General features: G+C 67.0%; 21 protein-coding genes and 1 tRNA gene. 13 read left to right on the forward strand and 9 right to left on the reverse strand.

Translation table 11 applies throughout. From position 1 onward, the window contains the following. Positions 1–100 precede the first annotated feature (100 nt). Complete coding sequence (locus tag DPQ23_RS13605) at positions 101–388, forward strand: hypothetical protein (RefSeq protein ID WP_112875338.1); 288 nt, start codon at positions 101–103, stop codon at positions 386–388. Between the two features lie 1,141 nt (positions 389–1,529). On the opposite strand, the gene DPQ23_RS13610 is transcribed toward DPQ23_RS13605, so the two are convergent. Both DPQ23_RS13610 and DPQ23_RS13615 read right to left on the reverse strand, forming a co-directional pair. Further along, entirely contained in the window at positions 1,530–2,063 is a 534-nt protein-coding gene (locus DPQ23_RS13610) for an isochorismatase family protein (RefSeq protein ID WP_112875339.1), read from the reverse strand. Next, the gene (locus tag DPQ23_RS13615) at positions 2,050–2,688 is read right to left on the reverse strand and encodes a TetR/AcrR family transcriptional regulator (protein WP_112875340.1); all 639 of its coding nucleotides are present in this window, start codon (positions 2,686–2,688) and stop codon (positions 2,050–2,052) included. Before DPQ23_RS13615 ends, DPQ23_RS13610 begins: the two co-directional genes overlap by 14 nt. A gap of 70 nt (positions 2,689–2,758) precedes the next feature. Here DPQ23_RS13615 and DPQ23_RS13620 point away from each other — a divergent pair, with 70 nt between their 5' ends. Next, complete coding sequence (locus DPQ23_RS13620) at positions 2,759–4,288, forward strand: 4-hydroxyphenylacetate 3-hydroxylase family protein (RefSeq protein WP_112875341.1); 1,530 nt, start codon at positions 2,759–2,761, stop codon at positions 4,286–4,288. Positions 4,289–4,345: 57 nt separating this feature from the next. Here the strand turns inward: DPQ23_RS13620 and DPQ23_RS13625 are convergent, their stop codons facing one another. The 5 genes from DPQ23_RS13625 to DPQ23_RS13645 all read right to left on the reverse strand — a co-directional run bounded on the left by DPQ23_RS13625 (position 4,346) and on the right by DPQ23_RS13645 (position 9,816). Then, entirely contained in the window at positions 4,346–4,822 is a 477-nt protein-coding gene (locus DPQ23_RS13625; protein ID WP_162630750.1) for a GIY-YIG nuclease family protein, read from the reverse strand. Positions 4,823–5,387: 565 nt separating this feature from the next. Then, on the reverse strand, positions 5,388–7,523 hold the full coding sequence (locus tag DPQ23_RS13630; RefSeq protein ID WP_112875343.1) for a hypothetical protein: 2,136 nt from the start codon (positions 7,521–7,523) through the stop codon (positions 5,388–5,390). 56 nt (positions 7,524–7,579) lie between these two features. After that, positions 7,580–8,638, reverse strand: a complete 1,059-nt coding sequence (locus DPQ23_RS15475) for a hypothetical protein (RefSeq protein WP_162630751.1) — start codon at positions 8,636–8,638, stop codon at positions 7,580–7,582. A gap of 298 nt (positions 8,639–8,936) precedes the next feature. Beyond that, entirely contained in the window at positions 8,937–9,428 is a 492-nt protein-coding gene (locus tag DPQ23_RS15760; protein WP_205961468.1) for a hypothetical protein, read from the reverse strand. Positions 9,429–9,480: 52 nt separating this feature from the next. After that, positions 9,481–9,816 carry a zinc ribbon domain-containing protein YjdM gene (locus tag DPQ23_RS13645; protein WP_112875345.1) on the reverse strand — a complete coding sequence of 112 codons (336 nt, stop codon included), beginning with the start codon at positions 9,814–9,816 and terminating at the stop codon, positions 9,481–9,483. A 238-nt stretch (positions 9,817–10,054) separates the two neighbouring features. Between DPQ23_RS13645 and hdhA the strand changes: the two genes are divergently transcribed. From hdhA to DPQ23_RS13675, 6 genes are all read left to right on the forward strand, one after another. Continuing rightward, the gene (hdhA, locus tag DPQ23_RS13650) at positions 10,055–10,822 is read left to right on the forward strand and encodes a 7-alpha-hydroxysteroid dehydrogenase (RefSeq protein WP_112875346.1); all 768 of its coding nucleotides are present in this window, start codon (positions 10,055–10,057) and stop codon (positions 10,820–10,822) included. 35 nt (positions 10,823–10,857) lie between these two features. Continuing rightward, positions 10,858–11,652, forward strand: coding sequence for an SDR family oxidoreductase (locus tag DPQ23_RS13655; RefSeq protein ID WP_112875347.1), 795 nt, complete (start codon positions 10,858–10,860; stop codon positions 11,650–11,652). Positions 11,653–11,672: 20 nt separating this feature from the next. After that, positions 11,673–13,424 carry an alginate export family protein gene (locus DPQ23_RS13660; protein ID WP_240602790.1) on the forward strand — a complete coding sequence of 584 codons (1,752 nt, stop codon included), beginning with the start codon at positions 11,673–11,675 and terminating at the stop codon, positions 13,422–13,424. A 24-nt stretch (positions 13,425–13,448) separates the two neighbouring features. Next, entirely contained in the window at positions 13,449–13,916 is a 468-nt protein-coding gene (locus DPQ23_RS13665) for a hypothetical protein (RefSeq protein ID WP_112875363.1), read from the forward strand. Positions 13,917–14,059: 143 nt separating this feature from the next. Further along, the gene (locus DPQ23_RS13670) at positions 14,060–14,632 is read left to right on the forward strand and encodes a hypothetical protein (RefSeq protein ID WP_112875349.1); all 573 of its coding nucleotides are present in this window, start codon (positions 14,060–14,062) and stop codon (positions 14,630–14,632) included. 83 nt (positions 14,633–14,715) lie between these two features. Beyond that, positions 14,716–15,324 carry a MarC family protein gene (locus DPQ23_RS13675; RefSeq protein ID WP_112875350.1) on the forward strand — a complete coding sequence of 203 codons (609 nt, stop codon included), beginning with the start codon at positions 14,716–14,718 and terminating at the stop codon, positions 15,322–15,324. Positions 15,325–15,524: 200 nt separating this feature from the next. On the opposite strand, the gene DPQ23_RS13680 is transcribed toward DPQ23_RS13675, so the two are convergent. After that, positions 15,525–15,878 (reverse strand): metallophosphoesterase family protein, encoded by a 354-nt coding sequence (locus DPQ23_RS13680; protein ID WP_112875351.1) that lies wholly within the window; start codon positions 15,876–15,878, stop codon positions 15,525–15,527. Between the two features lie 122 nt (positions 15,879–16,000). Here DPQ23_RS13680 and DPQ23_RS13685 point away from each other — a divergent pair, with 122 nt between their 5' ends. Further along, entirely contained in the window at positions 16,001–16,291 is a 291-nt protein-coding gene (locus DPQ23_RS13685) for a hypothetical protein (protein ID WP_162630752.1), read from the forward strand. A gap of 269 nt (positions 16,292–16,560) precedes the next feature. On the opposite strand, the gene DPQ23_RS13690 is transcribed toward DPQ23_RS13685, so the two are convergent. Further along, positions 16,561–16,650, reverse strand: a tRNA-Ser gene (locus DPQ23_RS13690). 96 nt (positions 16,651–16,746) lie between these two features. Between DPQ23_RS13690 and DPQ23_RS15480 the strand changes: the two genes are divergently transcribed. The 4 genes from DPQ23_RS15480 to DPQ23_RS13715 all read left to right on the forward strand — a co-directional run bounded on the left by DPQ23_RS15480 (position 16,747) and on the right by DPQ23_RS13715 (position 22,593). Next, entirely contained in the window at positions 16,747–17,703 is a 957-nt protein-coding gene (locus DPQ23_RS15480) for a DUF2059 domain-containing protein (RefSeq protein WP_162630753.1), read from the forward strand. 25 nt (positions 17,704–17,728) lie between these two features. Continuing rightward, a complete protein-coding gene (locus DPQ23_RS16090) occupies positions 17,729–18,856 on the forward strand; it encodes an NUDIX domain-containing protein (RefSeq protein ID WP_112875354.1) in 1,128 nt (375 codons plus the stop codon). 65 nt (positions 18,857–18,921) lie between these two features. Beyond that, complete coding sequence (locus DPQ23_RS13710; protein WP_112875355.1) at positions 18,922–19,977, forward strand: cysteine synthase A; 1,056 nt, start codon at positions 18,922–18,924, stop codon at positions 19,975–19,977. Positions 19,978–19,992: 15 nt separating this feature from the next. Continuing rightward, positions 19,993–22,593 (forward strand): DUF3772 domain-containing protein, encoded by a 2,601-nt coding sequence (locus DPQ23_RS13715; protein ID WP_205961469.1) that lies wholly within the window; start codon positions 19,993–19,995, stop codon positions 22,591–22,593. Positions 22,594–22,660: the final 67 nt, after the last annotated feature.

Raw genomic sequence — 22,660 nt, forward strand, 5'->3', positions numbered from 1 at the left:
GTCTTGTAGGTCAGGCGTGTGAGTCTGCTCATGCCGACCAGCTACCATACCGGACTCACGACATGAATCACGGAAGGGATTTGTGCAACAGAGCCGGGGCATGGATGACGAGCCGAAGCAGGCTACATCCTTCAACCTGCTGCTCGGTCGCAATCTCGCTGACACTGGCCGCTTCAAGACCGATGCCGCGGTCCTGATCGGCATGCGGGAGTCCTTCGCCGATTGCCCCGATTCCGTTCTCGGTTACCAGTGCTGGGCCGACACAGAGCCGGACACCGAGTATGATGTCAACTACGGCGCCGTTCTGACCTTCACCTTCGACCGGACTATGGTCGGTGTGCGCGTGACCGGCGAAAGCACCCAGGCCCTAGTCGGCTTCCGTTTCTGACCGCCGCTGCCCAACCGGCCAAGGGCACCATGAACAAGACCCCGGACCGAAGTCCGGGGTCTTCACTTTTCCAACGATAGGTCACAAGGCAGCTCAGGCAAGAGGCTCTCCCGCAGGAGTCCTCGCCCTGCCGCGCCCATCCTGACGGGAAATACACGCGACCTGCATCACTCCGGATCAGGCCCGCGCGGGGCTCTGATAATGGGTTGGATAGCACCTCCTGACGGCACTTGTGCCACTGTGGCCTGCTGCCGGTTTCGTGGACACCAGGTTAAGTTTGCATAGCAGGGGCTTCGAACGCCACTGGGCTGAGATATCCCAGCTTAGAGTGGCGTCGCTGCGGATTGTAGAAGCTCTCGACGTAGTCCCTTGGTCACGATCCTGTTGTCGTGTCCACGAAACCGGCAGCAGGCCAAAATACCAAGAAGAGGGTAGGTCAAGTTGGATCCTCTCGCTATGCATACGGCGCGCGATCTTCTGAATGACCCGAGGGGCTGGATTGCTTCCCGGTCAGCTCGGGGCTGGATGAACGATCCAACGGCCGACATCATAGTGAAGACCAAACGGCAATCCGGCAGCGACATGTAGCGGTGATCTCCTGACCATAGAAAGGGCAGGGGGCGACCGTGAGGTTGCACGCATTCTCGCGGTGTCTCACGCCGGAGTGCCGTGGGACACCCCCATGCTAACCTATTGTTCCTACCGCTACCTATTCGTCCTTGGGATGGGACACACTGCCTTTGTTTTTGTGATTTTTTTCTATCTGGGCCTCCCCTACGGGCTGCCGCCTTCCAATGAAATCGAATGGTTGACTTGCCTGACCCCCTGAACCGGGGGTATCGATTTGCGTCGGGAAATTCGGGGCTTGTCAAACCCCCTCGGGCGGCAGATGAACCGCTCCATCAGATCACGCAAGCCGCCTTTTTTTTGGACCGCCCGGCCAGTTCGGCGGCGGAAGCTTTCGGGCATGGCCGACTGCCTGGGAATGGCCTGCATCCGAAAAACCGACATGCCGATCATCGGACTCAACCTCGCCGCTGAGGGAGGGGATAGCGCCCTTCTTCAGTGGCCACCAGAAAGGATAGCCGAAAACTCCAGCGTCAGACGGTCCAATCCTCAAGGGGCAGGGCAAGCGCACCCGTCACTTGATCAGGGCCACGACCTGTCGGAAGTGGGGATGCTCGGCGGTCTGCAGCCATTCGAAGACCACCATCTCGGTCGTGACGATCTCGGCGCCGTGGCGGTCCATGCGACCCAGCGCGGCGTCCTTGCTGTCGGGGTGGCGCGACCCGACGGCGTCGCACACCACCCACGTTTTTCGCGAGGCCGCGAGCAGGCCCAGCACCGTCTGCAGGACGCAGACATGCGCCTCGCAGCCGGCGACGATGACATGGGCGTCCTGGGGAATGCGGTCCAGAAAGCCATCCTCGCGGCAGGCATCGAAGAACTGCTTGTGAACCCGCCGCCCCGCCGGGACCGGAAGGTCGTCCACCGTGGGGCCGAGGCCCTGGGGGTTCTGCTCGGTGAACAGGGTCGGGATGCCCATCAGCCCTGCCGCGTCGGTCAGCCGCCGGGCATTGCGGACCGCCGCCTCGCCTCCCTGGATCGCGGGCATCAGGCGGGTCTGAACGTCGATGACCAGAAGCAGCGAGCGGCCGGGATCAAGGGTCATCATGGTCCTGTCCCTTCACCAGCCGGTCGATGCGCTCATCGACATAGGCGGCCATCAACTCGGGCGCGGACGCCGCGAACATGCGGATGCGTCCGGTGTGCAGCAGCAGCAAAAGCCCCGTCGCATGGGCAAAGCAATCCACCATCAGCAGATTGGCGCGGTCGGATGAGGCGCCAAGGGCGACAGCGGCCTGTGCGATCGGGCGCAGGGCGGCTTCCAGCGCGGCGTTCAGCCGCTCGTCGCGCGCGCGCCCCAGCCCGGCCGGCTTCATGCCGCCCCGGAACAGGTAAAATCCCAGGTCCAGGTCGCGCGGGTTCTCGGCATAGAAGCCAAAGAACGCCATGGCGGCGGTCTTCAGCCGCTGCTGCGGGGTGTTCGTGCCCGCGACGCTTTCCGCGACAGCCGTGCCCAGCGCCACAAGCGAGCCGTGCAGCACCTCGGCATACATCGCCTCTTTCGAGTCGAAGTGGAAATACAGCGCGGCGGGCGTATAGCCGGCCCGAAGCGCGATGGCCCGCAGGCTCGCGCCGTCCAGCCCCTCCTCGGCGAACACCTGCCGCGCGGCCTCAAGGATCAGGGCACGCTTGTGTTCGCTGCCCAGCGCCCGCCGGGTTTGTCGCTCTGCCACCTTGTCCTCTCCCGTCCTTGACAGAAATTCTAACGCCGTTCAATTCTCAGGGCAAGGGAAGGGACTCACCATGCTCATGTCGGCCGCCGACTACCGAAATTCGCTTCGGGCCTACAAACCGCGCGTCTTCGTCAGCGGCCAGGCGGTGGACAGCGTCGCGGACGAGCCGCTGCTGGCGCCCGGCATTGCCGGGGTCGGCGTGACCTATGACTTTGCCCTGCAAGACCAGCACGCACGGGTGATGACGGCGCGGCAGGGCACCTCGGGCAAGACGGTCAACCGGATGCTGCACATCAACGAGACCTCGCAGGACCTGCTGGACAAGCTGGAGGCCGTGCGGCTGGTCTGCAGGACCTCGGGCTGCGCGCAGCGCTATCTGACGCACGACGCGCTGAACGCGATCTTTCAGGCGACGCACCTGACCGATGCCAATCACCGCACCGACTACGGCCAGCGGTTCCTGGCCTATCTGCACGACATCCAGGACCGCGACCTGACGTTGGGCGTGGCGATGACCGACGCCAAGGGCGACCGCTCTCTGCGGCCGGGCAGGCAGGTCAACCCGGACGTCTATGTCCATGTCAAGGAACGCCGCCCGGACGGCATCGTCATCCGCGGCACCAAGGCCATCGTGACCGGCGCGCCCTACATGCACGAGTTCCTCGTCATGCCCTGCCGCACGCATATCCCCGAGGACAGCGCCTTCGCCGTCTGCTGCGCCGTTCCCTGCGACGCACCGGGCGTCACGATCATCTCGCGTCCCGCCGGCCAGCCGGGCAACGCCGCGGCGAAGTTTTCGGCCAGATACGGGCAGGCCGTGGCGATGGTGGTCTTCGACGACGTCTTCGTGCCGCATGACCGCGTGTTCCTGGCGGGCGAGACCGAGGAGGGCGGGGTCCTCACCACCTCCTACGCGACCCATCACCGCCAGTCCTGCATCGGGGCCCGCGCGGGCTTTGGCGACCTTCTGATCGGGGCCGGGGCGCTGATGATCCAGGCGAACGGGCTCGACGCGGATCGACACGCCCATATCCGCGATCAGATGGTCGAGCTGATCACCATCACCGAAAGCTTCTACGCCTGCGGTGTGGCCTCATCGGTCTATTGCACCAGGGATGCGGCCGGGTCGGTCATGCCGGACCCGGTCTTTTCCAACATCGGCAAGCTGCTGCTGGCCACGAAGATCTACGACATGCACCGGGTGGCGCATTACGTCTCGGGCGGGCTGATCGTGGCGCTGCCGGGACCGGACGAGGACCACAACCCCGAGACCGCCGCCTCGATCGCCGCGGTGATGGGCGGGCGGGCCGACATCCCGTTCGAGCAGCGCGCCGAGGTGGCCCGTTTCATCGAGGATCTGACCGTCTCGGACAACGCGGGCTGGTATTCCGTGATCTCGCTGCACGGCGGCGGCTCGCCCGAGGCGATGAAGCGCGAGATCTGGCGCAATTACCCGGTCATGGAAAAGGTGGAGCTGGTGGAGAGCCTGCTCGACCGCGGCCTTGTGGACGACGGGCGGCGCGTGGGCAAGCAGCCGGGCAAGTGCTGCGACACCGGCTGCGAGGCGCCCCGCCCCGAGGGGCCCGCGACGCACGTCTAGCGGGCCACGTCCTCTGCCGGGCGTCGCGTCCCTTGGCCGGCTGGCCTGCCGCACAAGTCAGGAGCGCGTGATCCTGCCGAAGAGGGGCCATGAAAAGCGCAGGCGGGCTGCGCGCCGGACGCGGCGGGCCTCACGCTCCATCATAGTCTGGATGTCGGCAATCGTCTCGCGGCGACGCAGATGGAACCATTCCGTTCCGCGCGGCGAACTGCGGCGCCGGAAAAAGCGCCAGCCACCCCGCATGCGGCGCAAGAGCCGCTGTTCAAGCACATAGGCGTGCGGCATGGTCACCGAGCAGACGATCCTGAGCCTGCCGTCGCCCCGGCGTTGCAGCTCTCGCCGGCGCTCGAGGGTGCGCCGGGTCGTGAAGCCCAGCTTGAACAGCGTGGGATCGTTGTCGGGCTGCATGAGGTAGACGGTGCCCGGCGCCGCCTTGAAATCGAACCAGCCGATCCGGGTCGAGCGGCCGGCACCGTTCTTGCTTTGTTTTCCCATCGTCGGACGCTGGCTATCCGCAGAGCGGGCGGCGCGCAAGACCCGCGCGCGGTGCCGCCGGGTTCGGACGTATCGTCCGGCACCCAGGCCCGGTGCGGGCGGGGTGGTTTCTTGCGACGCGGGGGCTTGCGGTCCCGTCGCCTGGTTCGAGCCAGCGTTCGAGATCTCCCCGCCAAGGTCCATCCCGTGCCACCGCGCCCGGTCAGCCCACGTCGATGGCACAAGCCGTGTCAGCCACAGTCGTGCCCGACACACTGCCGAAGGAGTGCTAGCATTGCGGCGCTGAGCTACGACCTTGATACCCAGAAGCCTTCAGGGGTGCCAATACAGGTGCAAGCGGATCATCCCTGGGCAAGAGGAGCGGCGGATGACCTTCAAGGCCGCCTTTGACGTCTCGTCTGTATGTCCAATCGAGACTTCAGCGATGCCCTTGAGAGGTATTCGACCCTGCGGCAGCGGCGCCAATGACGCGGCTCAAATTCCGGGAATGGCGCTCCTGCACCGGAGACGGCCCTGGCTCAGCCGCCAAATCGGGCTGCTGATGTGTCACACAAATTTCCACCACTGCAAAGCTAATGGAGGTGACGGCACATGTGCGGCGGAATCACGACTTCACGAGCGGGCCAATATCGGAGGCGACCAGCTCCATGGTCAAAAGGCAGTCTTGATCCGCATTTTCAATAGTTTCGGTTTGACCATATGTCAGCGTGACGTCCCGAGTGAACTCCATCTTGGTGCGGAAGAAACTGGCGCATTCGCCGGTCGCGTCGGTGTAGACATCGTAGATATTCAGCGAAACCGCGACTTTGGCTTTGACTGAAGTCTCACCAGGCTTGACTGCTATAAAGCAAGTTGGTCCCGCGTAAGCGCCGAGCAATGAGCCGTCAGAGGGAACGTCATGATCAGCAAAATCCAGGCTTTGCTGTCCGGTGCTGACAAGCAGGAATGCCGGGTCGCCATACAGGCTTTCAGCCGGATCGTCGGCGGCGCCCAGCGTGATGCTGCCTGGCGAGACGTTCAAGCTTTCGATGCCGCCTTTGGTTAGGGTAAGCGTAATCTTGGGCGCGGTTACCTGAACGCGGCGCGGAGTATAGTCCACCGTCCATTCGGGGCCGAGCGGCTGATTCAGACCCAGGGTTTCGAGATGTGCGGCGAGGCGGGAGCGGAGATCGTACCAGACGAAGGGCGCGAAACGACCCCATTCGTCATCGGGATTGAACTCGAAATAGACTGGACCGAGCAATTCTGTCAGCGGACGCAGATCAAAAAAGATCGCTACTGGCGACGAGGTGCCAACAGCGAAGGACGTGATATCCTCAGTCGAGATTTCATCCATCTTTTTCGATGACCAGTTGTTCTTCACCTCGACAGTGAGATCGGCCTTGCCAGCTTCGCCGATCCCCGCCGACACATTGCTCGACAGGTCAACGCCTGTCTCGAACGCCTTGGTTTCGGAGGAGAGCGATAACCGGGTTTCGGAGAAGCTGTTGGACCCTTGCGTCATCGTGTGACAGTAGTGCGATCCGAACTGCATGGTGAAACTGTCCCACGGCAGCGGGTCCTTGCCGCCGCCTGCGGGATCAAAACGCGGACTTTCCGAAAGCATGCTGGCCGTGAGGCTCTTGATCGCGTCGACCAACTGCTGATGCAGAGTCATCGAAGGCGTGTAAATCGAGGCGACCCATCTTATGTCGAGATTTCGACTGACATTATAGCGGCTTTCGGTCTTTTTCTGCTGCTCAACTCTGGAGGAGTAGGTTCCATCTGCGCCCGCGGTCAGCATCTTCTCTACGCCGCCCGACAAGCCAAGGCTCACGGACCATGAGTGCATGGTATCCTCGAGCGAGGAAATCATCGCGTTGTGGGTATTTCCCATCTCTGCGTCGATGGTAACCAAGGTCAGACCCAGCGGCAGATTGGGAGATCGTTCCGGGTCCTGGCCGCGCGTCCAGTCACCGGAGTCGTATCGTGGGAACTTGAAAATCAATTGCCCGTGAAAGGTTTGCTGTGGATTGTCCTTGTAGGCGACGCCAGTTGTCCCAGGTGAGCCCAGGATACCCTGGTCGCCGCCGGGATATACGAGCACCTTCCGCGGGTTGAAACCATAGTACGGCAGGGCGACCTGAGCCATGCCATCACGGAAGATGTATCCGAACTGACTGGTGTCGGGCACATTCGGGGCGGGCGGCTGCGTGGGCGCTGTCAGGAACAGCAGACCATCGGTCTCGTTGGCGTGTCGCCAAGTGAAGGTGCCCTGTATCGGGTTGACGTCTATGACCTGGTCGAGCCCGGGGCGAGAGGCGACCTCGATGAAGTAGCTGCCGCTATCGGCACCGCTGGGCAGATCGGATGAACCGTATTTTGCGAGACTGAGGCTCGGCGCGCGCCGAACCGAATTCGCTACGATCTTCTTCATCGTTGAATTGAATGGATACGAGCCGGCAGCAACCGAGAATTCCACCGCGCTCTGATCTGAGCTCCAGGCCTGCATCGCTTCATTCCATGCGAACCGTGCAAAATTGCCCGCCTCGTCGAATATGACCAGAACGTTTCCCGGGGTTTTGCCTTTCACCGGATGAATACGCAAGCGGTAGTATTTTACGACTGTGTAGGTTCCGTGCGGAGGCAGCTTTCCATCAACGCTTCGGTGTCCTGCAGCGGCGGCTGCCCTGGCGTCGAGCACCTGGCTCTGACCACTTGGCGTCCAGAGGACAGTCGTATCCGGGAGCAGCGCGGCCATTGGGATCCTCCTATGCTGAGCAAGGCTTGCCGAGCGCCGATTGCAGTGCAGATCATCTACAGCACATGTTCGTTCGGGTCGTTTTCGTGCTCTCCGACAATATCGCGGACGGCGTCGCTGGCTCTCTCCTCGCGGTCCGTGATTGCGGAAGGATGTGGCGAACCGCTGTGCGAGCCATTGCCGCCGCGCGCAGGCATGCCAAGAACGCCTCGCGCCGCTTCCGCGAAAACCATCGTAAGTTCGGCCCCAGAATGGGCTGACTGCAAATCTGCGGCGCTTCCTGAAGTGGCAAGGTTGGTCGTGGCAGCGCCGATTCCGTCCAGAAGCGTCGCAATCTGCTCAATCGCGCCAAGCCGGGATTCCAGAATGGTGGCAAGGTGGAGGCTCTGCAGAGAGATTCCGAACGAGTCCATATAGGTATTCCCGTCCGGCGCCGCAGGAAGATGCGTGTCGTCGATCCCGGTGGCTGCGTATTCCAGATAGGCGTCGAGCGCGTCTCCTTTCTTGAGGAGCATGTCGGCTGGCGGATCGTCCACCTTCTCGAAGGCTTCGGCAGCCTTTTCAAGCAGGAACAGCTTTTGAAATGTCTCGTCCAACGTCTCACCCTCTCGAGGCCACGCGTCCCGTTCTGTCACAGCCGCGGTGGCCATCATGACCTCGAGTGTGACGCTTTCGTAGTTGAGCGCCGCGTCGCGCACGAATTGATTGCCGCCCAACATGGCGGCACGATCAGGAAACGCATTCTTCAAAGTAGTGAAGGAGGTTTGAAGTGCGGCGCCGATTTGCTCGACTTGTGCACCGGCCTTGAAGAAGGCAGCCAACTTGTTCAAAATCAATTTTTCTTCGTACTGGCCCAGCGATGGATCGATCTTGGCTGCTTTGGACAGTTTGCTGTAGGCGCTGGACCAAGCTGCGGCAATGGCAGCGGGATCCGAGACCTGAACGCTACCGCCCCACGACGCTTCGGGGTAAAGTTTCCGGGCCTCCAAAAAGAATGTTTGGGCCTTTTGAGACGCGAAGAAGGTGTCGACGTAGCTATTTCCCATTTGCGCCCCCGCAAGAGAGTACAGTGGTAGAGCAAACACGTCTGGATTTTCATTGTAGGATGCCTGCAAATTCGTTCCTTGGCAAGGCGTCTGCTGCGATATGCGCCGCGAGGACCTTGGCTGACAGATTTCGCTGCGACGAACGCGACTGAACCGTCCGGTAAGGCCGTCCTGCGGAACGGCACCCCTAACGATTGGCAGGCAACAGTCCGGCCCGACCGCTATCCCTTCCGTCGCTAAGGCAGCAATTCATCAATCTTGGCGGTCTTGTTGTCCGGGACTCGGACGAGAGTGTTGGCAAGCCACGCCTGGGATCGACGGTGCTAATCCTGGCCGTTTCGATCAGGGTAGAATTGGGCTATCCGGCTTATTCAGCGATGGAGGTGCCCTGCGACCGGTGGATATCTGAGCCTTGGTGTCCCATGGGAGGTGGGACCGCCCGGGGCACCTTTGCAGGCGTGCGTGAGGCAGGCTCGGGCGATGGCGGGCTGACGGCCCCGGATGCTGCCCGGGTCGCCCCGGGCCGGGGCGCAGCCCCAGTCACCACAGGCGCGGGCGCGACCGGCTGGTCGGGCGTCACCCGCCCGACCGTGTTCGACAGGTCGTCGACCACAAGCACGGCGCCGCGCGGATAGACCGTCACCCCGACCGGGCGGCCGCAGGTGTTCTCTGCGTCCTGAAGGAAGCCCGACACGAAGTCGACCGGCTCTCCGGCGGGTCGTCCGTCATACAGGAAGCGGCCATCCTCGCTGGCCGTCATCGCCTTGGTCCCGTGATGGTTGATGACCAAGGGCAACTGCGCCAGCGTCACCGACTGGCCACTCGCCTCTGTCTGGCCCTCGATGTCGTCAAGGCGCACCACCGCGTCCTGGCACCCAGCAAAGGGAACAGGGCCCCCCGACTCCTCGGCCCTAGTCGGCGACTTTCTTCACGAACAGGGATTTCAGCCCCATCTGGCCGATGCCCGGGATCTTGCAGTCGATGTCATGGTCACCGTCCACCAAGCGGATGCCACGGACCTTCGTGCCCACCTTGACGACCGACGACGAGCCCTTGACCCTCAGATCCTTGATCACGGTCACCGTGTCACCGTCGCGCAGGACATTGCCCACGCTGTCACGCACCTTCGAGCCCTCATCAAAGGTCGCCCCTGGCTGCCATTCGTGGCCGCACTCAGGGCAGGTCAGGAGAGCATCTACCTGGTAAGTGTAGGCCGAGGCACATTCAGGACATGGCGAGCGGGACATGGCGAGGAGAAGCGCCGTGCGCCTGTCTCCGCCAATGTCGGCCCCGCGTCGGGACGCGTGCTCGCCAGATCCCTCCTGTCTGCGGGCGTCGTCCGCTGCGGTCCCTTTCCACTCTCTCCCTGACGTGCCCTGCGCTGGAAAGGACAACGAGGGTGCTCAGGCTGGGCAGGTTCTGCCTACCCCGGGGCATGGCCGCGGCGATAGTTTTCGCGCCACCAGATCAGGCCCGGAGGAAGCGATGTTCGACCCAGATCTTTTTCGACTCGATGGCCATGTGGCCGTCGTCACCGGCGCCGGCGCCGGCATCGGGCGGGGAATTGCCCGGGTGTTCTCGGGCGCGGGTGCCTCGGTCGTGGTGAGCGACCTCAAGGCCGAGACCGCCGAGGCCGTCGCCGCCGAGATCGTGGCGGATGGGGGCGAGGCGGTGGGCCTTGCCTGCGACGTGACCAGGGACTCCGACCTCGAGGCGGTGGTCAGGACCGCGCTCGACCGTTTCGGCAAGCTGTCGATCCTCGTCAACAACGCGGGCGGCGGCGGGCCGAAGCCCTTCGACATGCCGATGGACACATTCCGCTGGGCCTATGAGCTGAACGTCTTCTCGCTGTTCCGGCTGACGCAACTCGCCGCGCCGCACATGGCCGCGGCCGGGGACGGCGCGGTGCTCAACATCTCGTCCATGGCGGGCGAGAACAAGAACCAGCGGATGGCCTCCTACGCCTCGTCGAAGGCCGCGGTGAACCACCTGACGCGCAACCTCGCCTTTGATCTCGGCGCCATGGGCATCCGCATCAACGCCATCGCCCCAGGCGCGATCAAGACCGATGCGCTCGCCTCGGTCCTCAATCCCGACATCGAGAAGGCGATGCTGAAGCACACGCCGCTCGGGCGGCTCGGCGAGGCCGAGGACATCGCCTACGCGGCGCTTTTCCTGTGCGCGCCGGCATCATCGTGGATCTCGGGACAGGTGCTGACCGTCTCGGGCGGCGGCCTTCAGGAACTCGACTGACCGGGCGCCCGCCAGAAAAACCAAAGGACATCATCATGAGCTACGACCCTTTTTCGGAATTTCGGCTGGACGGCCACAACGTCATCATCACCGGCGGCGCGCAGAACATCGGCGCGGGCATCGCGAAGACGCTCTCGGGCGCGGGTGCGAAGGTGATGATCGCCGATCTCAACGGTGACATGGCGGCGCAAACCGCCGCGGACATTGCGAAAGAAACCGGCACCGAGTGCCGCGGCATGGCCTGCAACGTGACCAGCACCGACGATATCGACGCCGTGGTGAAGGCGACGGTCAACGCCTTCGGGGGGATCTCGACGCTGGTCAACAACGTGGGATGGGGCGAGCGCCAGCCCGATCCGGCGGCGATCCCGAACGAGGTGTTCCTCGAGTCCTACAAGCTCAACACGATCAGCGCCTACCGGATGAGCATGGCCTGCCTTCCGTACCTGGAGAAGGCCGAGAACGCCTCGATCACCAATTCGGGCTCGTTCTCCTCGGCAATCCCGGCCTACGACATCCTGCCCTATGCGACCGCCAAGGCCGCGTTGAACCAGATGATGGTCTCGCTCGCGCATCTGCTGAACAAGCAGGTGCGGGTGAACTCGGTCCTGATCGGCACGGTGATCACGGCCGGCTACGCCGATGCCGGCATCACGCCCGAGATGCAGGAGCGGATGATGAAGCCCGACACCCTGACCGGGCGCCCCGGCCGCCCCGAGGACGTGGCCAACGCCATGCTCTGGCTCTGCTCGCCGGCCGGGGGCTGGATCAGTGGGCAGACCATCAACGTCCACGGCGGCGGCTCGGTGCACAGGCTCTTCGGGCGATGAGCGCGAGGGGGCGCTTGCGCGTGCGTGTCGCGCTCTGCGCCGCCGCGCTGGCGGTCGCCTTCCCCGCGGCGGCGCAGGAGACAGGCGCGGGGCTCGGCGGCCCGGGTGGCGTGCCGCTCCTCTCCGCGCTCGACACGCGGGTCGTGGACTCGGTGGGGCTGCGCACGACCGGCTCCACCGGCGATGCGGCGCGCGATGCCGCGATCCTTGCCGAGGCGCGGCGTCGCCTTGGCCTGCGGCCCGGCGACCGATTGACGCAATCCGCGCTCGACACCGCGCAGGTGCGCCTCGGCGCGCTCGCCGGCGTCGCGTCGGTCGAGACCCGGCTCGGCGCTGTCGCCGTCGAGCCCTCACGCGCGCAGGTCGAGGTGACGCTCGCCCTTGCCCCGGCCGGCGCGTCCGAAGGGCCGACGGGCATGCTGGCAGGCGGCGGGCGCGCGGCCTTCCCGATCCTGTGGCAGGACCAGGACAGCCTGCTGCGCTTTCACCTGAACGGCGGCGTCGGGATCTATTCCGACGGCAACCCGTGGTTCGGCCACCCAGAGGTCTTCACCCGCGGCAATCCGCTGGTCGAAGATCCCGCGACGGGCGCGCAAACCGGCTCGCGGGCGACCTGGGCGGAGGCCTATGTCGAGTTTGGCCTGTCCGGCGTCACACAGCTCGGAGACTCGAACGTCGCGCTCTACGGCGCCGCGACGGCGATCGCGCCGCTCGCGGTGGGGCAGGACATCTTCCGCGGCGACACGCGCTCCTCCATCGACCTGGAGAAAGCGTATGTCGGCCTGCTCTGGGGCAGCGACGACAGGCGGCGCAGCGTCAACCTCTCCTTCGGGCGGCAGAACTTCACCCTGAACGACGGGTTCCTGATCTCCCAGTTCGGCTCGCAATGGAATGCCGGGCCGCGGCCCGCCGTCTACCTTGCGCCGCGAACGACGCAGGATTTCGCCGCCATCGGCACGGTCAAGTATGATGACTGGACGGCGACCGCCTTCTACCTCGACCCCAACGAATACGAGCCGCTCGAGAGCGACACGGTGCTTGCCGGCGCCAACCTGCGCTACAACGTCACCGACCGTTTCTGGATCGACGCCTCCGTCATCCGCGCGCTCGAGTCGAAGACGCGCTATGCCGCCCCGGGCGGTGTTGTCGGCACGCGCGACGGGTTGACCACGCTTGCCGCCCATCTTCGCTGGGCCGACCCCCAAGTTGCACCGGGCGTCTGGATCGAGGGCGAAATCGCGCACCAGAAGCATGACGATTTCGACATGGACGCCTGGGGCGGCTATGCGTCCGTCGGCTATGTCGCCCGCGACCTGCCGTGGAAGCCAAGCCTCAGCTATCGGTATTCCGGGCGCAGCGGCGATGACCCGGACACCGCGACCTACGAGCGGTTCGATCCGCTTTATGCGGGCGGCCTGTCGGAATGGCTCGAGGGCGTCTCGATCAGCAAGGCACTGAACCCGGCGAACCGCAGCACGCACCGCATCCGCCTGAACCTCGAGCCCGATCCCCGGCTCAACCTCACGTTCGACTGGCATTTGCACCGGGCGCTCGAACTCAACAACCTGGGCGCCAATCCGGCCCTCGCGATGCTGTCGAGCCACCGCCTCGGGCAGGAGTTCTCGCTCACGGCGCGCTATGCGCTCTCGCGCGACGTCTTCCTGCTCGGCATCGCCTCGACCGGACGCCCCGGCAAGGCAATCCGCGACGCCACGCCCGGGTCTGACGAGCCCTGGACGACGGTGCAGGCGCATCTCTTCTGGACCTTCTGACCTGTCCGCACGATGGAGCCCGAGATGACATCCACGACCCATGACCCCACGGAAACCGCGACCCTCCTGAAGGGCGCCGCGATGACCGGCCTTGCCAACGCCGTCATCAACGGCGCGATCCAGGCGGTCCTGATGGCGGGCCATGGACCCGTCGCGCTCTCGGCCGACACGGTCGGCACGACAGAGCATACCGTCCTCGGCACCGCCGTCCTGCTCGCGACCATGCTCGCGATGATCCTGACCGCAATCGGCCACGTGACGCTTAAGGCGCCCAAGCGGCCTTTCCTGCCCGACGGGCTCTGGCTGGTGGTCAAGCACGGCCTCTTTGCCTTCGGCGCGGTGGTCGCCGCAGCCGTCCTCTGGCAGCGTTTCGCCGGCACCATCGTCGTCGGTGTGCCGATGGCGGTCGCCATTCTCGCGGCCGTCGCCGGGATCGTGGCGGCCGCCGTTCACTCCATGACGATCCTCGCGGCCACCGCGCCGCGGCGGTGACCTCTGCCGAAGGCCTGCGGTTCGGGGGGGCTGCGCCGCGCCCGCCTGATACGCGCGCGTGTCGCCGCCCTGGGCTGCGGGTTTCGTGATAGCGTGCGCCGGGATCGGCACGCGTTGCCGGGCGCTTGGCAGAGGAGGCCGCCATGAAGCACACGACACCCCGCAGCAGGTCAGCCCGGCGCGCCGACGAGGCTCTTGCGGCCTTCGAGGCCGACTACATGGCTTACCAGTATCGCTGGGTGGAGTTCTTCATCGAACACCTGTCCGACCTGAGCCGGACCTTCCGGGGCGACCTGCAGTCGATGATGGTGCTTGCGCTTGTGGGGCAGGTCACCATCCGGTCGACCCGCGCCGCGGTGAAGGCCGGAACCGACCCTGCCGCGATCCCTGCCGAGCGGCTCAGCATCAGCGCGTCGCGCATCGCCGACGTCACCTGCATCCCGCGCGAGACGGTCCGGCGACGTCTGGCTGCACTGGAACGGAAGGGCTGGCTTGTTCGGACGGGAGAGGCCGCCTGGCAGCTTGCCATGGCCGACGGCATCGCCGCGGCCCGCACCGACCTCGCCGCGATCGACCGGCGGGCATTGGTGCGCCTCGCCCGGCTCTTTGCCGACTTCGAGGCGCTGGTCGAGGCACATGCCACGCGGCAGGCCGGGCAGGCTTTCGGGGAGGGTGCCCAGGGTGGGCAGGCGGACCCTGCCCCAGACAGCCGGTGACGCTGTAGCTTTACCCCTGTGGGGCCTGCCGTGCGCGACAGTCGATCTGCCGTCGGCACGCGGCCACCCTGAGGACGAGCGCAATGACCGAGATGCCGTGGGGCGCCCTCTTTGGGCTTTTGTTCATGACGATGGGGCCGATCCGCGCCATCGCCGTCTTTTCGAAGGTGGGCGAGAGTGACGCGGCGTCCGGCGTGCGGGCGCTTGCCGGCCGTTCGGCGCTGCTCGTCGCCGGCGCCTTCGTGCTGACAGTGCTGATCGGCAACGCGGTGCTGGGGGCGTGGGGGGGTTCCTTTCCGGTGCTGATCGGCGCGGGCGGCCTGGTGCTGGTGGCGCTTTCGCTGCAGGCGCTCCTCGTGCCGTCCCTCCCCGCCGCTCCGCTCGATCCCGAGCGCACGCCGGCCGCGGCCATCGCCTTTCCCGGCCTGTTTCCCCCGATCGCTGTGTCGGTGCCGCTGATCTTCGCCACGCCGTTCCCGGGATGGGAGACGAAGCTCGGCATTCTTGCGCTCGGCCTCGGGCTCATTGCCGTCAACTGGCTTCTGATGCTGCGCGCCAAGGCGATCCTCGGCGCAATCGGCCCTGTGCCGCTCCAGCTCTTCGGCGCGGTCTTCGGCGTGCTGCAACTGGCGCTCGGGCTTCAGTTCATCCGCGACGCGATGGCGCTGCTCGCCACCGCGCCGTTCCCCTGAACAAAGGAAAAAGCCCATGATCCGCAGGGACACCCTGACATCCCCGGACGCGGCCGCAGGCGGGGCGGCGCGCTGGGTCCGGCGCAGGCCAAAGCGCAGGGGGTCGCGGCTGCGCCGGCGCTGCGGGATTACGCCACGCCCTGGAACCCGCCAGACCCTGACGTGCCCGGCCGCATGAACGTCGCGCCGATGCCCGATGACTACTTCGTGCCCGGCCGCTTCGCCAACAGGACCGTGATCGTGACGGGCTGCGCCCGTGGCATGGGACGCGGCGCGGCGGCTCGCCCGCGAGGGGGCGAATGTCGTTGGCGTGGACTGGCCCTGATGGTAATGCGGTCGTAATCCGCGAGGCCATCCTGCACGGCCCGCATGGTGCCGATGAAGTCGCCGCTCAGGCGGAAGTCTGACCACAGCCTGCAGCAGAGAAACCTATAGGCGCCGATCTCGATGACGCGCTTTGGGGCGAAGTTCACGCCGCAGCCTTCGACGATTTGGCGTAGGCCCTCGTCATCGTCGAGTCGCCAGCCATACCAGTCGTGGTTGCCGGGGATCACCCAGACCTTGCCCGGGTCGATGGCATTCTTCAGCCAACCAAGAAGTTCGGCCAGCCCTGGGCCGGTTGTCGGCGATGTCGCCCGCTATGATCAGGGCATCGAGCGTTTCGAGCACCGACAGGATGCTGGCATTGGGATGTCCTGATGCGCTGCACCAGTCCAGCGTCGATGACCTGAAAGTCGGTCGCCGCTCCTCGGACAAGGGGATAATCGAGCGGATCGACGAAACGCCGCGAACCCTTGTATATGTGTCCGATTTCGCGGGGCAACGGATCAAGGATGAGATCTTCGAGGACGGAGGCAATCCGTTCCAGAAAGGCTTCATCGTCGATGTCGACGTCGAGACTGCGCGAGGCAGGCCGAAGATTTACAGGGTTCTCGCGGTCCATGACGTTCTCGATCTGGACGACTGAGCCATGCGAGCAGCGCCGTGCCAGGACGGGGCGCCTCTTTCCATCCCGCCAGACAGCCCTTCCAGACGGTCGGGCGCTCTGCAAATCAGAGTGAAATTTTGTGCAATTCAGCCCGACACGCCACAGTTGGGCTCGCCTCTGTGTCCCGTTAGGCGCGCCGCGCTATACGAGAGCGTCAAGATCGAGCGCGACGGGGGGCGCCTTCAGCTGCACAAGGCGCGACACAGCCGTTTGCCGCGCTCAATGCCTGCTGGATATTGGGGGTCAAGTGGCGGAGAGGGTGGGATTCGAACCCACGGAACCCGTGAAGGCTCAACGGTTTTCGAGACCGCCCCGTTCGACCACTCCGGCACCTCTCCGCGCTTTTTGGTGTGGTGGGCGGCATTTAAAGGGGCAGGGGTTGAAGCGCAAGGGTCAATCTTGGAAAATGCGGGCCACGGAGCAAGGGGAGCGGCATGGCCGGGCTGAGGAAAGAACGGGCAGGCGGGGCTTGCGTCGCGGCGCTCTGGCACTGCGCGCGGGTCCTGCGCGGCGCCGTCTGGGCCGTGGCGCTTGCCGCCGGTGTGGGGACCACCGCCGCGGCCCAGGGCCCTGGACCCGCGCCGCTGGGCCAGCCCTTGCCGCGCGCCGTGGCCGAGGTGCCCAGCGTCGAGCAGGTAGCCGTGGCGATGCAACTCGGGGCGCTGGCGGATGTCGTCGCGCTCGAGATGGCGCGGCTGCCGGATCCGTTGTCGCCCCTGCCCAAGGGGATTCCCGATCCTGGATGGGCGCAGATCGCGGCCGGGATCGCGACGCCCGGGCGCATCGCCCGGGGCATGCGTCGCGGCATAGCCGAGGCGCTGGCCGCGCGCGCGGACGCCCCCGCGGCGTCGCTGGCCGAGGCGCTGGCGTTCTGGACAAGCGACCTGGGCCGGCGTGCCATGGCGTTGCAGCTGTCCGCCCGCACGGTGCTGGCCGATCCCGCCGCCGAGGCTGCCGCGCGCGCCGCCTTTGCCGAGGCGACGGCCCGCGCCGACCCCCGTGCAGCGCAGATCACCCGGCTGGCGGCGGCGGCGGATCTGGTCGATCCGGCCGTGGCGCTGTCGCTGAATGCAAGCCTTGCGATGCTGCGCGGGCTGCGCGATGGGGGCGGGATGGTCCCGCCGCCGTCGGACGAGGCGTTGATCGCCGGGCTTGCCGCGCAGGAACCCATGCTGCGCGCCGAACTGGCGGGCTGGATCGAGGCGCTGCTCTATCTGTCCTGCGCCGGGCTGAGCGACGGCGAGGTCGAGGTTCTGATCGCCGCCACCGCAACGCCGGGCGCGCACGAGCTGGCGGCGCTGGTCGGCCGCGGGGCCGAGGCCGCGCTGACCGATGTCGCGGCGGCGCTGGGGCTGGCCTCGGCCGCCCGTGCATCGCATAGCCTTCCGTGACAGCCACCGCCAAGGACGCCTGATCGTGACGCAAAGCCTGACCCTGATCGGCCCGCTGGCCGAACCGGCCCTGACCGCGGCCCTCGGCCTGACCGGCCGCCCCGTCGTCGTGGCGGGCCGGCTGACCGGCGGGGCGCGGGCGGGGCTCGCGCGCGACGGCTGGCCCGCGATCGGCGAGCATGACGACCTGTTGCCGGGGCTTGAGGTCGAGGACAGCGACAGGCTGGCGCGCTATGCCGCGATCACCGGGCTGGCCCCGGTGCGCTGGCACGGGCGCATGCTGCTGGGGGTGTCGGCGGGGGACACGGCGCCCCAGGCCGATGCCGGGGGGCCGTGGCCTGCCGAACTGGCCGCCGAGGTGGCGCGCGACCTGCTGGCGCGCCCTGTGGACCGCCCGACCGCGGAACTGGCGCGGCGGTTGCCAATGATTGCCTCGCAGGTGGCCTCGCGCCGGCGCGCCCGCGCCGAGCGGGGCGCACCGCTGGCGCCCGGTCCCGCCCAGGCCGACCGCCTGCGGCTGGAGTCCCGGCGCGAGGCCTACGCCGCCCATTTTTCCGTCGAGGAGCATCGCCTGCGCCACCGCCTGCACCGGGGCGGCTGGTCGGACCCGCTGGACCGGGCGGTCTTCGTGTCGGGCGACGCGGTGGTGGTGCTGCCCTGGGACCCGGTGCGCGACCGGGTGCTGCTGGTCGATCAGTTCCGCGCCGGTCCGGCAGTGCGAGGGGACGGCCAGCCCTGGCTGCTGGAACCCGTGGCCGGGCGGATCGACGCGGGCGAGACGCCCGAGTCCACCGCACGGCGCGAGGCCGAGGAGGAGGCCGGCGTCACCCTGGGCGCGATGTTTGCGGCCCTGCACCACTATCCGACACCGGGCATCGCGGCCGAATACCTGTATGCGTTCGTCGGCGTGGCCGACCTGCCCGACGACAGCGCCATCGTGACCGGCCTGCCCGACGAGGGCGAGGACATCCGCGGGCATCTGGTGTCGCGGGCAGAGCTGACGCGCATGGCGCTGGACGGGCGCATCGTCAACGGGCCGCTGCTGATCCTGGCCCTGTGGCTGGACCGGCAGGCGGATGCGCTGCGCGCCGGGCGTGTCGATGCGGTCCCGTCGAACCCGGGCCGGCCGGGCGCAGGCCCCGCCGTGTCGTGAACGGGGACGACTTGTCGCCTGCGGTGCTGGCTGGTTAAAGCGGGGGGACAAGGAAAGGTCCTGCGATGAACACCGCCCTGCCTTCGCGCCGCGACGTGGCCCCCGATCTGGCGGCCGCGATCGGCAACACGCCCCTGATCCGGCTCAATCGTGCGTCCCAGGCGACCGGCTGCGAGATCTGGGGCAAGGCCGAGTTCATGAACCCCGGCCAGTCCGTCAAGGACCGCGCGGCGCTGTACATCATCCGCGACGCGGTGGCGCGCGGCGCGCTGCGCCCCGGCGGCACCGTGGTCGAGGGCACGGCCGGCAACACCGGCATCGGTCTGGCGCTGGTCGGCGCCTCGATGGGCTTCCGGTCGGTCATCGTCATTCCCGAGACGCAGAGCCAGGAGAAAAAGGACATGCTGCGCCTCGCCGGCGCCGAACTGGTCGAGGTTCCCGCCGCCCCCTATCGCAATCCCAACAACTATGTCCGCTATTCGGACCGACTGGCCAAAGCCCTGGCCGACACGCTGCCCGAGGGCGCGATCTGGGCCAACCAGTTCGACAACACCGCCAACCGCCGCGCCCACGCCGAGACGACCGGCCCCGAGATCTGGGACCAGACCGGCGGCCGGGTGGACGGCTTTGTCTGTGCGGTGGGGTCGGGCGGGACACTGGCCGGCGTGGCCGACGCCCTGCAGCACCGCGGCGTCAGGATCGGACTGGCCGACCCCGAGGGCTCGGCCCTGCACAGCTTCTACACGACCGGACAGCTGGACGCGCCCGGCAACTCGATCACCGAGGGGATCGGGCAGGGCCGGATCACCGCCAACCTTCAGGGCGTGACCCCTGATTTCAGCTGGCGCATCCCCGACCACGAGGCGCTGCCGATGGTGTTCGACCTGCTGGAGTTCGAGGGACTGTGCCTTGGCGGGTCGTCCGGGATCAACGTCGCGGGCGCGATCCGCATGGCGCAGGCGATGGGGCCGGGCCATACCATCGTGACGATCCTGTGCGATTTCGGCACGCGCTATCAGACGAAGCTGTGGAACCCCGATTTCCTGCGCGCCAAGGGCCTGCCGGTGCCGCACTGGCTGGACCGTCCCGCCGCCGACCTGCCCGACGTGACCGAGGGTTGAGCGGTGGCCCGGGCGATGACGCAGCGCCGCCCCGGCGGCGCGATCCTTGCGTTGCTGGCCGCGCTGTGGCTGGCCCTTGCCTGCGGGATGGCCCAGGCGCAGGCCGCGGCCGAGGTGGACTATGACGCCTGGGGACGGTTCGCCGACCGCGCGGAAACGTCCGTGGACGCGGGACGCATCGGCGACGCACAGCTGCTGGAGCTGCGCGGCGATGTGGTGGAATGGCGCGACCGTCTTGCGGCGGCCCAGTCGATCAACGCGCCGCGGATCGCCACCGTCAGGGACCAGATCGCCGCGCTGGGGCCCGCCCCGGCCGAGGGCGAGGCCGAGGCCGAGGACGTGGCCGCCCGCCGCAAGGCTCTGAACGAGCAGCTGGCCGAGTTGCAGGCGCCGGCACTGCGCGCGGTCGAGGCGTTCAGCCGTGCCGCCAGCCTGGTGACGGCGATCGACGAGTTGCAGCGCACCCGCCAGACCTCGGCGCTGATGCAGATCACCCCCTCGCCGCTGCTGCCGTCCAGCTGGGGGGCGGCGGCCAGCGACGGCATGGCTGTGGTCCGCGGGTTTGCCGGCGACTTCCAAACCCGGATCGAGGACGCCCGGGGCTCGCCCCTGCTGCGCGGGCGGATGATCTGGACGGTCGTCTATCTGGCGATGGCGCTGGGGCTGCTGATCTTCGGTCGGCGCTGGGTGGACGGGCTGCCGCGCCGGCTCGCCCTGCGCCTCAGCGACCACACGCGCGAGGCGCTGACGTTCGTCGTCTCGCTGGCGCAGATCGCGATTCCGGTCGCGGGGGTCTATCTTGCGGTGCGGGCGGTGGACGCGACCGGCCTTGTCGGCGACTGGGGCCGCCCGATCCTGATGACGTTGCCGGTCGCGGGGTTGATCATCTTTGCCGGGCGCTGGCTGTCGTGGCGGTTCTTTCCGCTGCGCTTCGACCCGCCGATCTGCTTTTCCGAACCGCAGCGGATCAAGGCCCGGTTCCAGGGCACCCTGCTGGCCGTGGCGCTGGCGGTGCATCACGTCGCCGGGCGGGCCATCCTGCCGCTGTCGGGGCGCTATGTCGCCGATCCCGCGCCCGGATCGACCGTTCCCATGCGCGTCAGCGACGCGGCGGCGGGGGTCTGGCACCTGCCGATCATCCTGCTGGGGGCGCTGGCGCTGTACCGGCTGGGGTTCATCCTGCGCAGCGCCACCCGCATCACCCCGCAGACCGGGCGGGACGCCAAGACATACCGCCCGCGCGTCGTGGCCGCGACGGGCGCCATTGCGCGCATCACGGCGGTGGTCGTGCCGGTGCTGGCGCTGGTGGGCTATGTCAATTTCGCCAATGCCCTGCTGTGGCCCGTCGCCCTGTCGGTCGGGCTGGTCATGCTGGTCATCCTGCTGCAGGAATTCATCGCCGACCTCTATGCGATGGCCAAGCGCGACCCGACCGCATCGCGCGACGCGCTGGGGCCGGTGCTGATCGGCTTTGCGCTGGTGCTGGCCTCGATCCCGGTGTTCGCGCTGATCTGGGGGGCGCAGCCGTCCGATCTGGCCGAATGGTGGACCGCGCTGCGCCGGGGCGTGCAACTGGGGGGCGTCAGCCTGTCCCCCGGTGCGATCCTGACCTTTGTCGTGGTGTTCGGCCTTGGCTATTTCGTGACCCGCGTGGTGCAGGGGGCGGTCCGCAACTCGATCCTGCCGCGCACCCGTCTGGATGCCGGGGCGCAGAATGCGGCGGTGTCGGGCCTTGGCTACATCGGCATCTTCCTGGCGGGGCTGCTGGCGATCACCTCGGCCGGGATCGACCTGTCGTCCCTGGCCATCGTCGCGGGCGCGCTGTCCGTGGGTATCGGCTTTGGCCTGCAGAACATCGTGTCGAACTTTGTCAGCGGCATCATCCTGCTGGTCGAGCGCCCGGTCTCGGTCGGTGACTGGATCCAGGTCGGGCAGGCGCAGGGCTACGTCAAGCGCATCTCGGTCCGCTCGACGCAGATCCAGACGTTCGACCGGACCGAGGTGATCGTCCCCAATTCGGACCTGATTTCGCAGCATGTCACCAACTGGACGCGCAGCAGCACGCAGGGCCGCGTGATCGTCAAGGTCGGCGTGGCCTATGGCACCGACACCCGCCGCGTGGCCGAGATCCTGCGCGACATCGCCGAGGATCAGCCGACGGTGCTGATCAACCCCGCCCCGGTCGTGGCCTTTGTCGGCTTCGGCGCCGACAGCCTGGACTTCGAGATCCGGGCAATCCTGTCGGACATCAACGGCGGCATCGGCGTGCAGACCGAGATGCGCCACCAGATCATCGAACGCTTCGCCGCCGAGGGCATCCACATCCCCTTTGCGACGCGCGATGTCCGCATCCTGAACCCCGACGCGATCGCCCCGGTCGCGGGCGTGGCCAAGGCGCCCGGGGCGGGGTCGGCGCCCGTCCCGCCGCCGGCCGCCGCGCCCGGCGCGGGGCAGGGCGACGCCCCGCCGCCCCCTGGCCCGAACCGCCCGGCCATCCCCGCCGAGGCGCAGGACCCGCGCATCACGCGCGCAGCGTCCAGCGGGCTTGAGGATGCCGCGGGCACCCACGACACGGACAACGATGGCGGGGACGACGGCGACAGCGGCAACCGCTAGCGTCCCGGCGCCGGGGTCACGGGCGCGGGCCGTGTGCGGCAAGGGGGAACGATGCGGGCTGTTTCTT

This window comes from Paracoccus endophyticus (assembly GCF_003286075.1).
Classification (GTDB): Bacteria; Pseudomonadota; Alphaproteobacteria; order Rhodobacterales; family Rhodobacteraceae; genus Paracoccus; species Paracoccus endophyticus.

What these genes read in the sequence shown, in the direction of transcription:
- DPQ23_RS13645 (WP_112875345.1), bottom strand. Translation starts at nt 9,816, where the DNA reads ATGTCCCGCTCGCCATGTCCTGAATGTGCCTCGGCCTACACTTACCAG.
- DPQ23_RS13675 (WP_112875350.1), top strand. Translation starts at nt 14,716, where the DNA reads ATGACCGAGATGCCGTGGGGCGCCCTCTTTGGGCTTTTGTTCATGACG.
- DPQ23_RS13670 (WP_112875349.1), top strand. Translation starts at nt 14,060, where the DNA reads ATGAAGCACACGACACCCCGCAGCAGGTCAGCCCGGCGCGCCGACGAG.
- DPQ23_RS13610 (WP_112875339.1), bottom strand. Translation starts at nt 2,063, where the DNA reads ATGATGACCCTTGATCCCGGCCGCTCGCTGCTTCTGGTCATCGACGTT.
- DPQ23_RS13630 (WP_112875343.1), bottom strand. Translation starts at nt 7,523, where the DNA reads ATGGCCGCGCTGCTCCCGGATACGACTGTCCTCTGGACGCCAAGTGGT.
- DPQ23_RS13665 (WP_112875363.1), top strand. Translation starts at nt 13,449, where the DNA reads ATGACATCCACGACCCATGACCCCACGGAAACCGCGACCCTCCTGAAG.
- DPQ23_RS13620 (WP_112875341.1), top strand. Translation starts at nt 2,759, where the DNA reads ATGCTCATGTCGGCCGCCGACTACCGAAATTCGCTTCGGGCCTACAAA.
- DPQ23_RS15480 (WP_162630753.1), top strand. Translation starts at nt 16,747, where the DNA reads ATGGCCGGGCTGAGGAAAGAACGGGCAGGCGGGGCTTGCGTCGCGGCG.
- DPQ23_RS13655 (WP_112875347.1), top strand. Translation starts at nt 10,858, where the DNA reads ATGAGCTACGACCCTTTTTCGGAATTTCGGCTGGACGGCCACAACGTC.
- DPQ23_RS13715 (WP_205961469.1), top strand. Translation starts at nt 19,993, where the DNA reads ATGACGCAGCGCCGCCCCGGCGGCGCGATCCTTGCGTTGCTGGCCGCG.
- DPQ23_RS13685 (WP_162630752.1), top strand. Translation starts at nt 16,001, where the DNA reads ATGCTGGCATTGGGATGTCCTGATGCGCTGCACCAGTCCAGCGTCGAT.
- DPQ23_RS13710 (WP_112875355.1), top strand. Translation starts at nt 18,922, where the DNA reads ATGAACACCGCCCTGCCTTCGCGCCGCGACGTGGCCCCCGATCTGGCG.
- DPQ23_RS13605 (WP_112875338.1), top strand. Translation starts at nt 101, where the DNA reads ATGGATGACGAGCCGAAGCAGGCTACATCCTTCAACCTGCTGCTCGGT.
- hdhA (WP_112875346.1), top strand. Translation starts at nt 10,055, where the DNA reads ATGTTCGACCCAGATCTTTTTCGACTCGATGGCCATGTGGCCGTCGTC.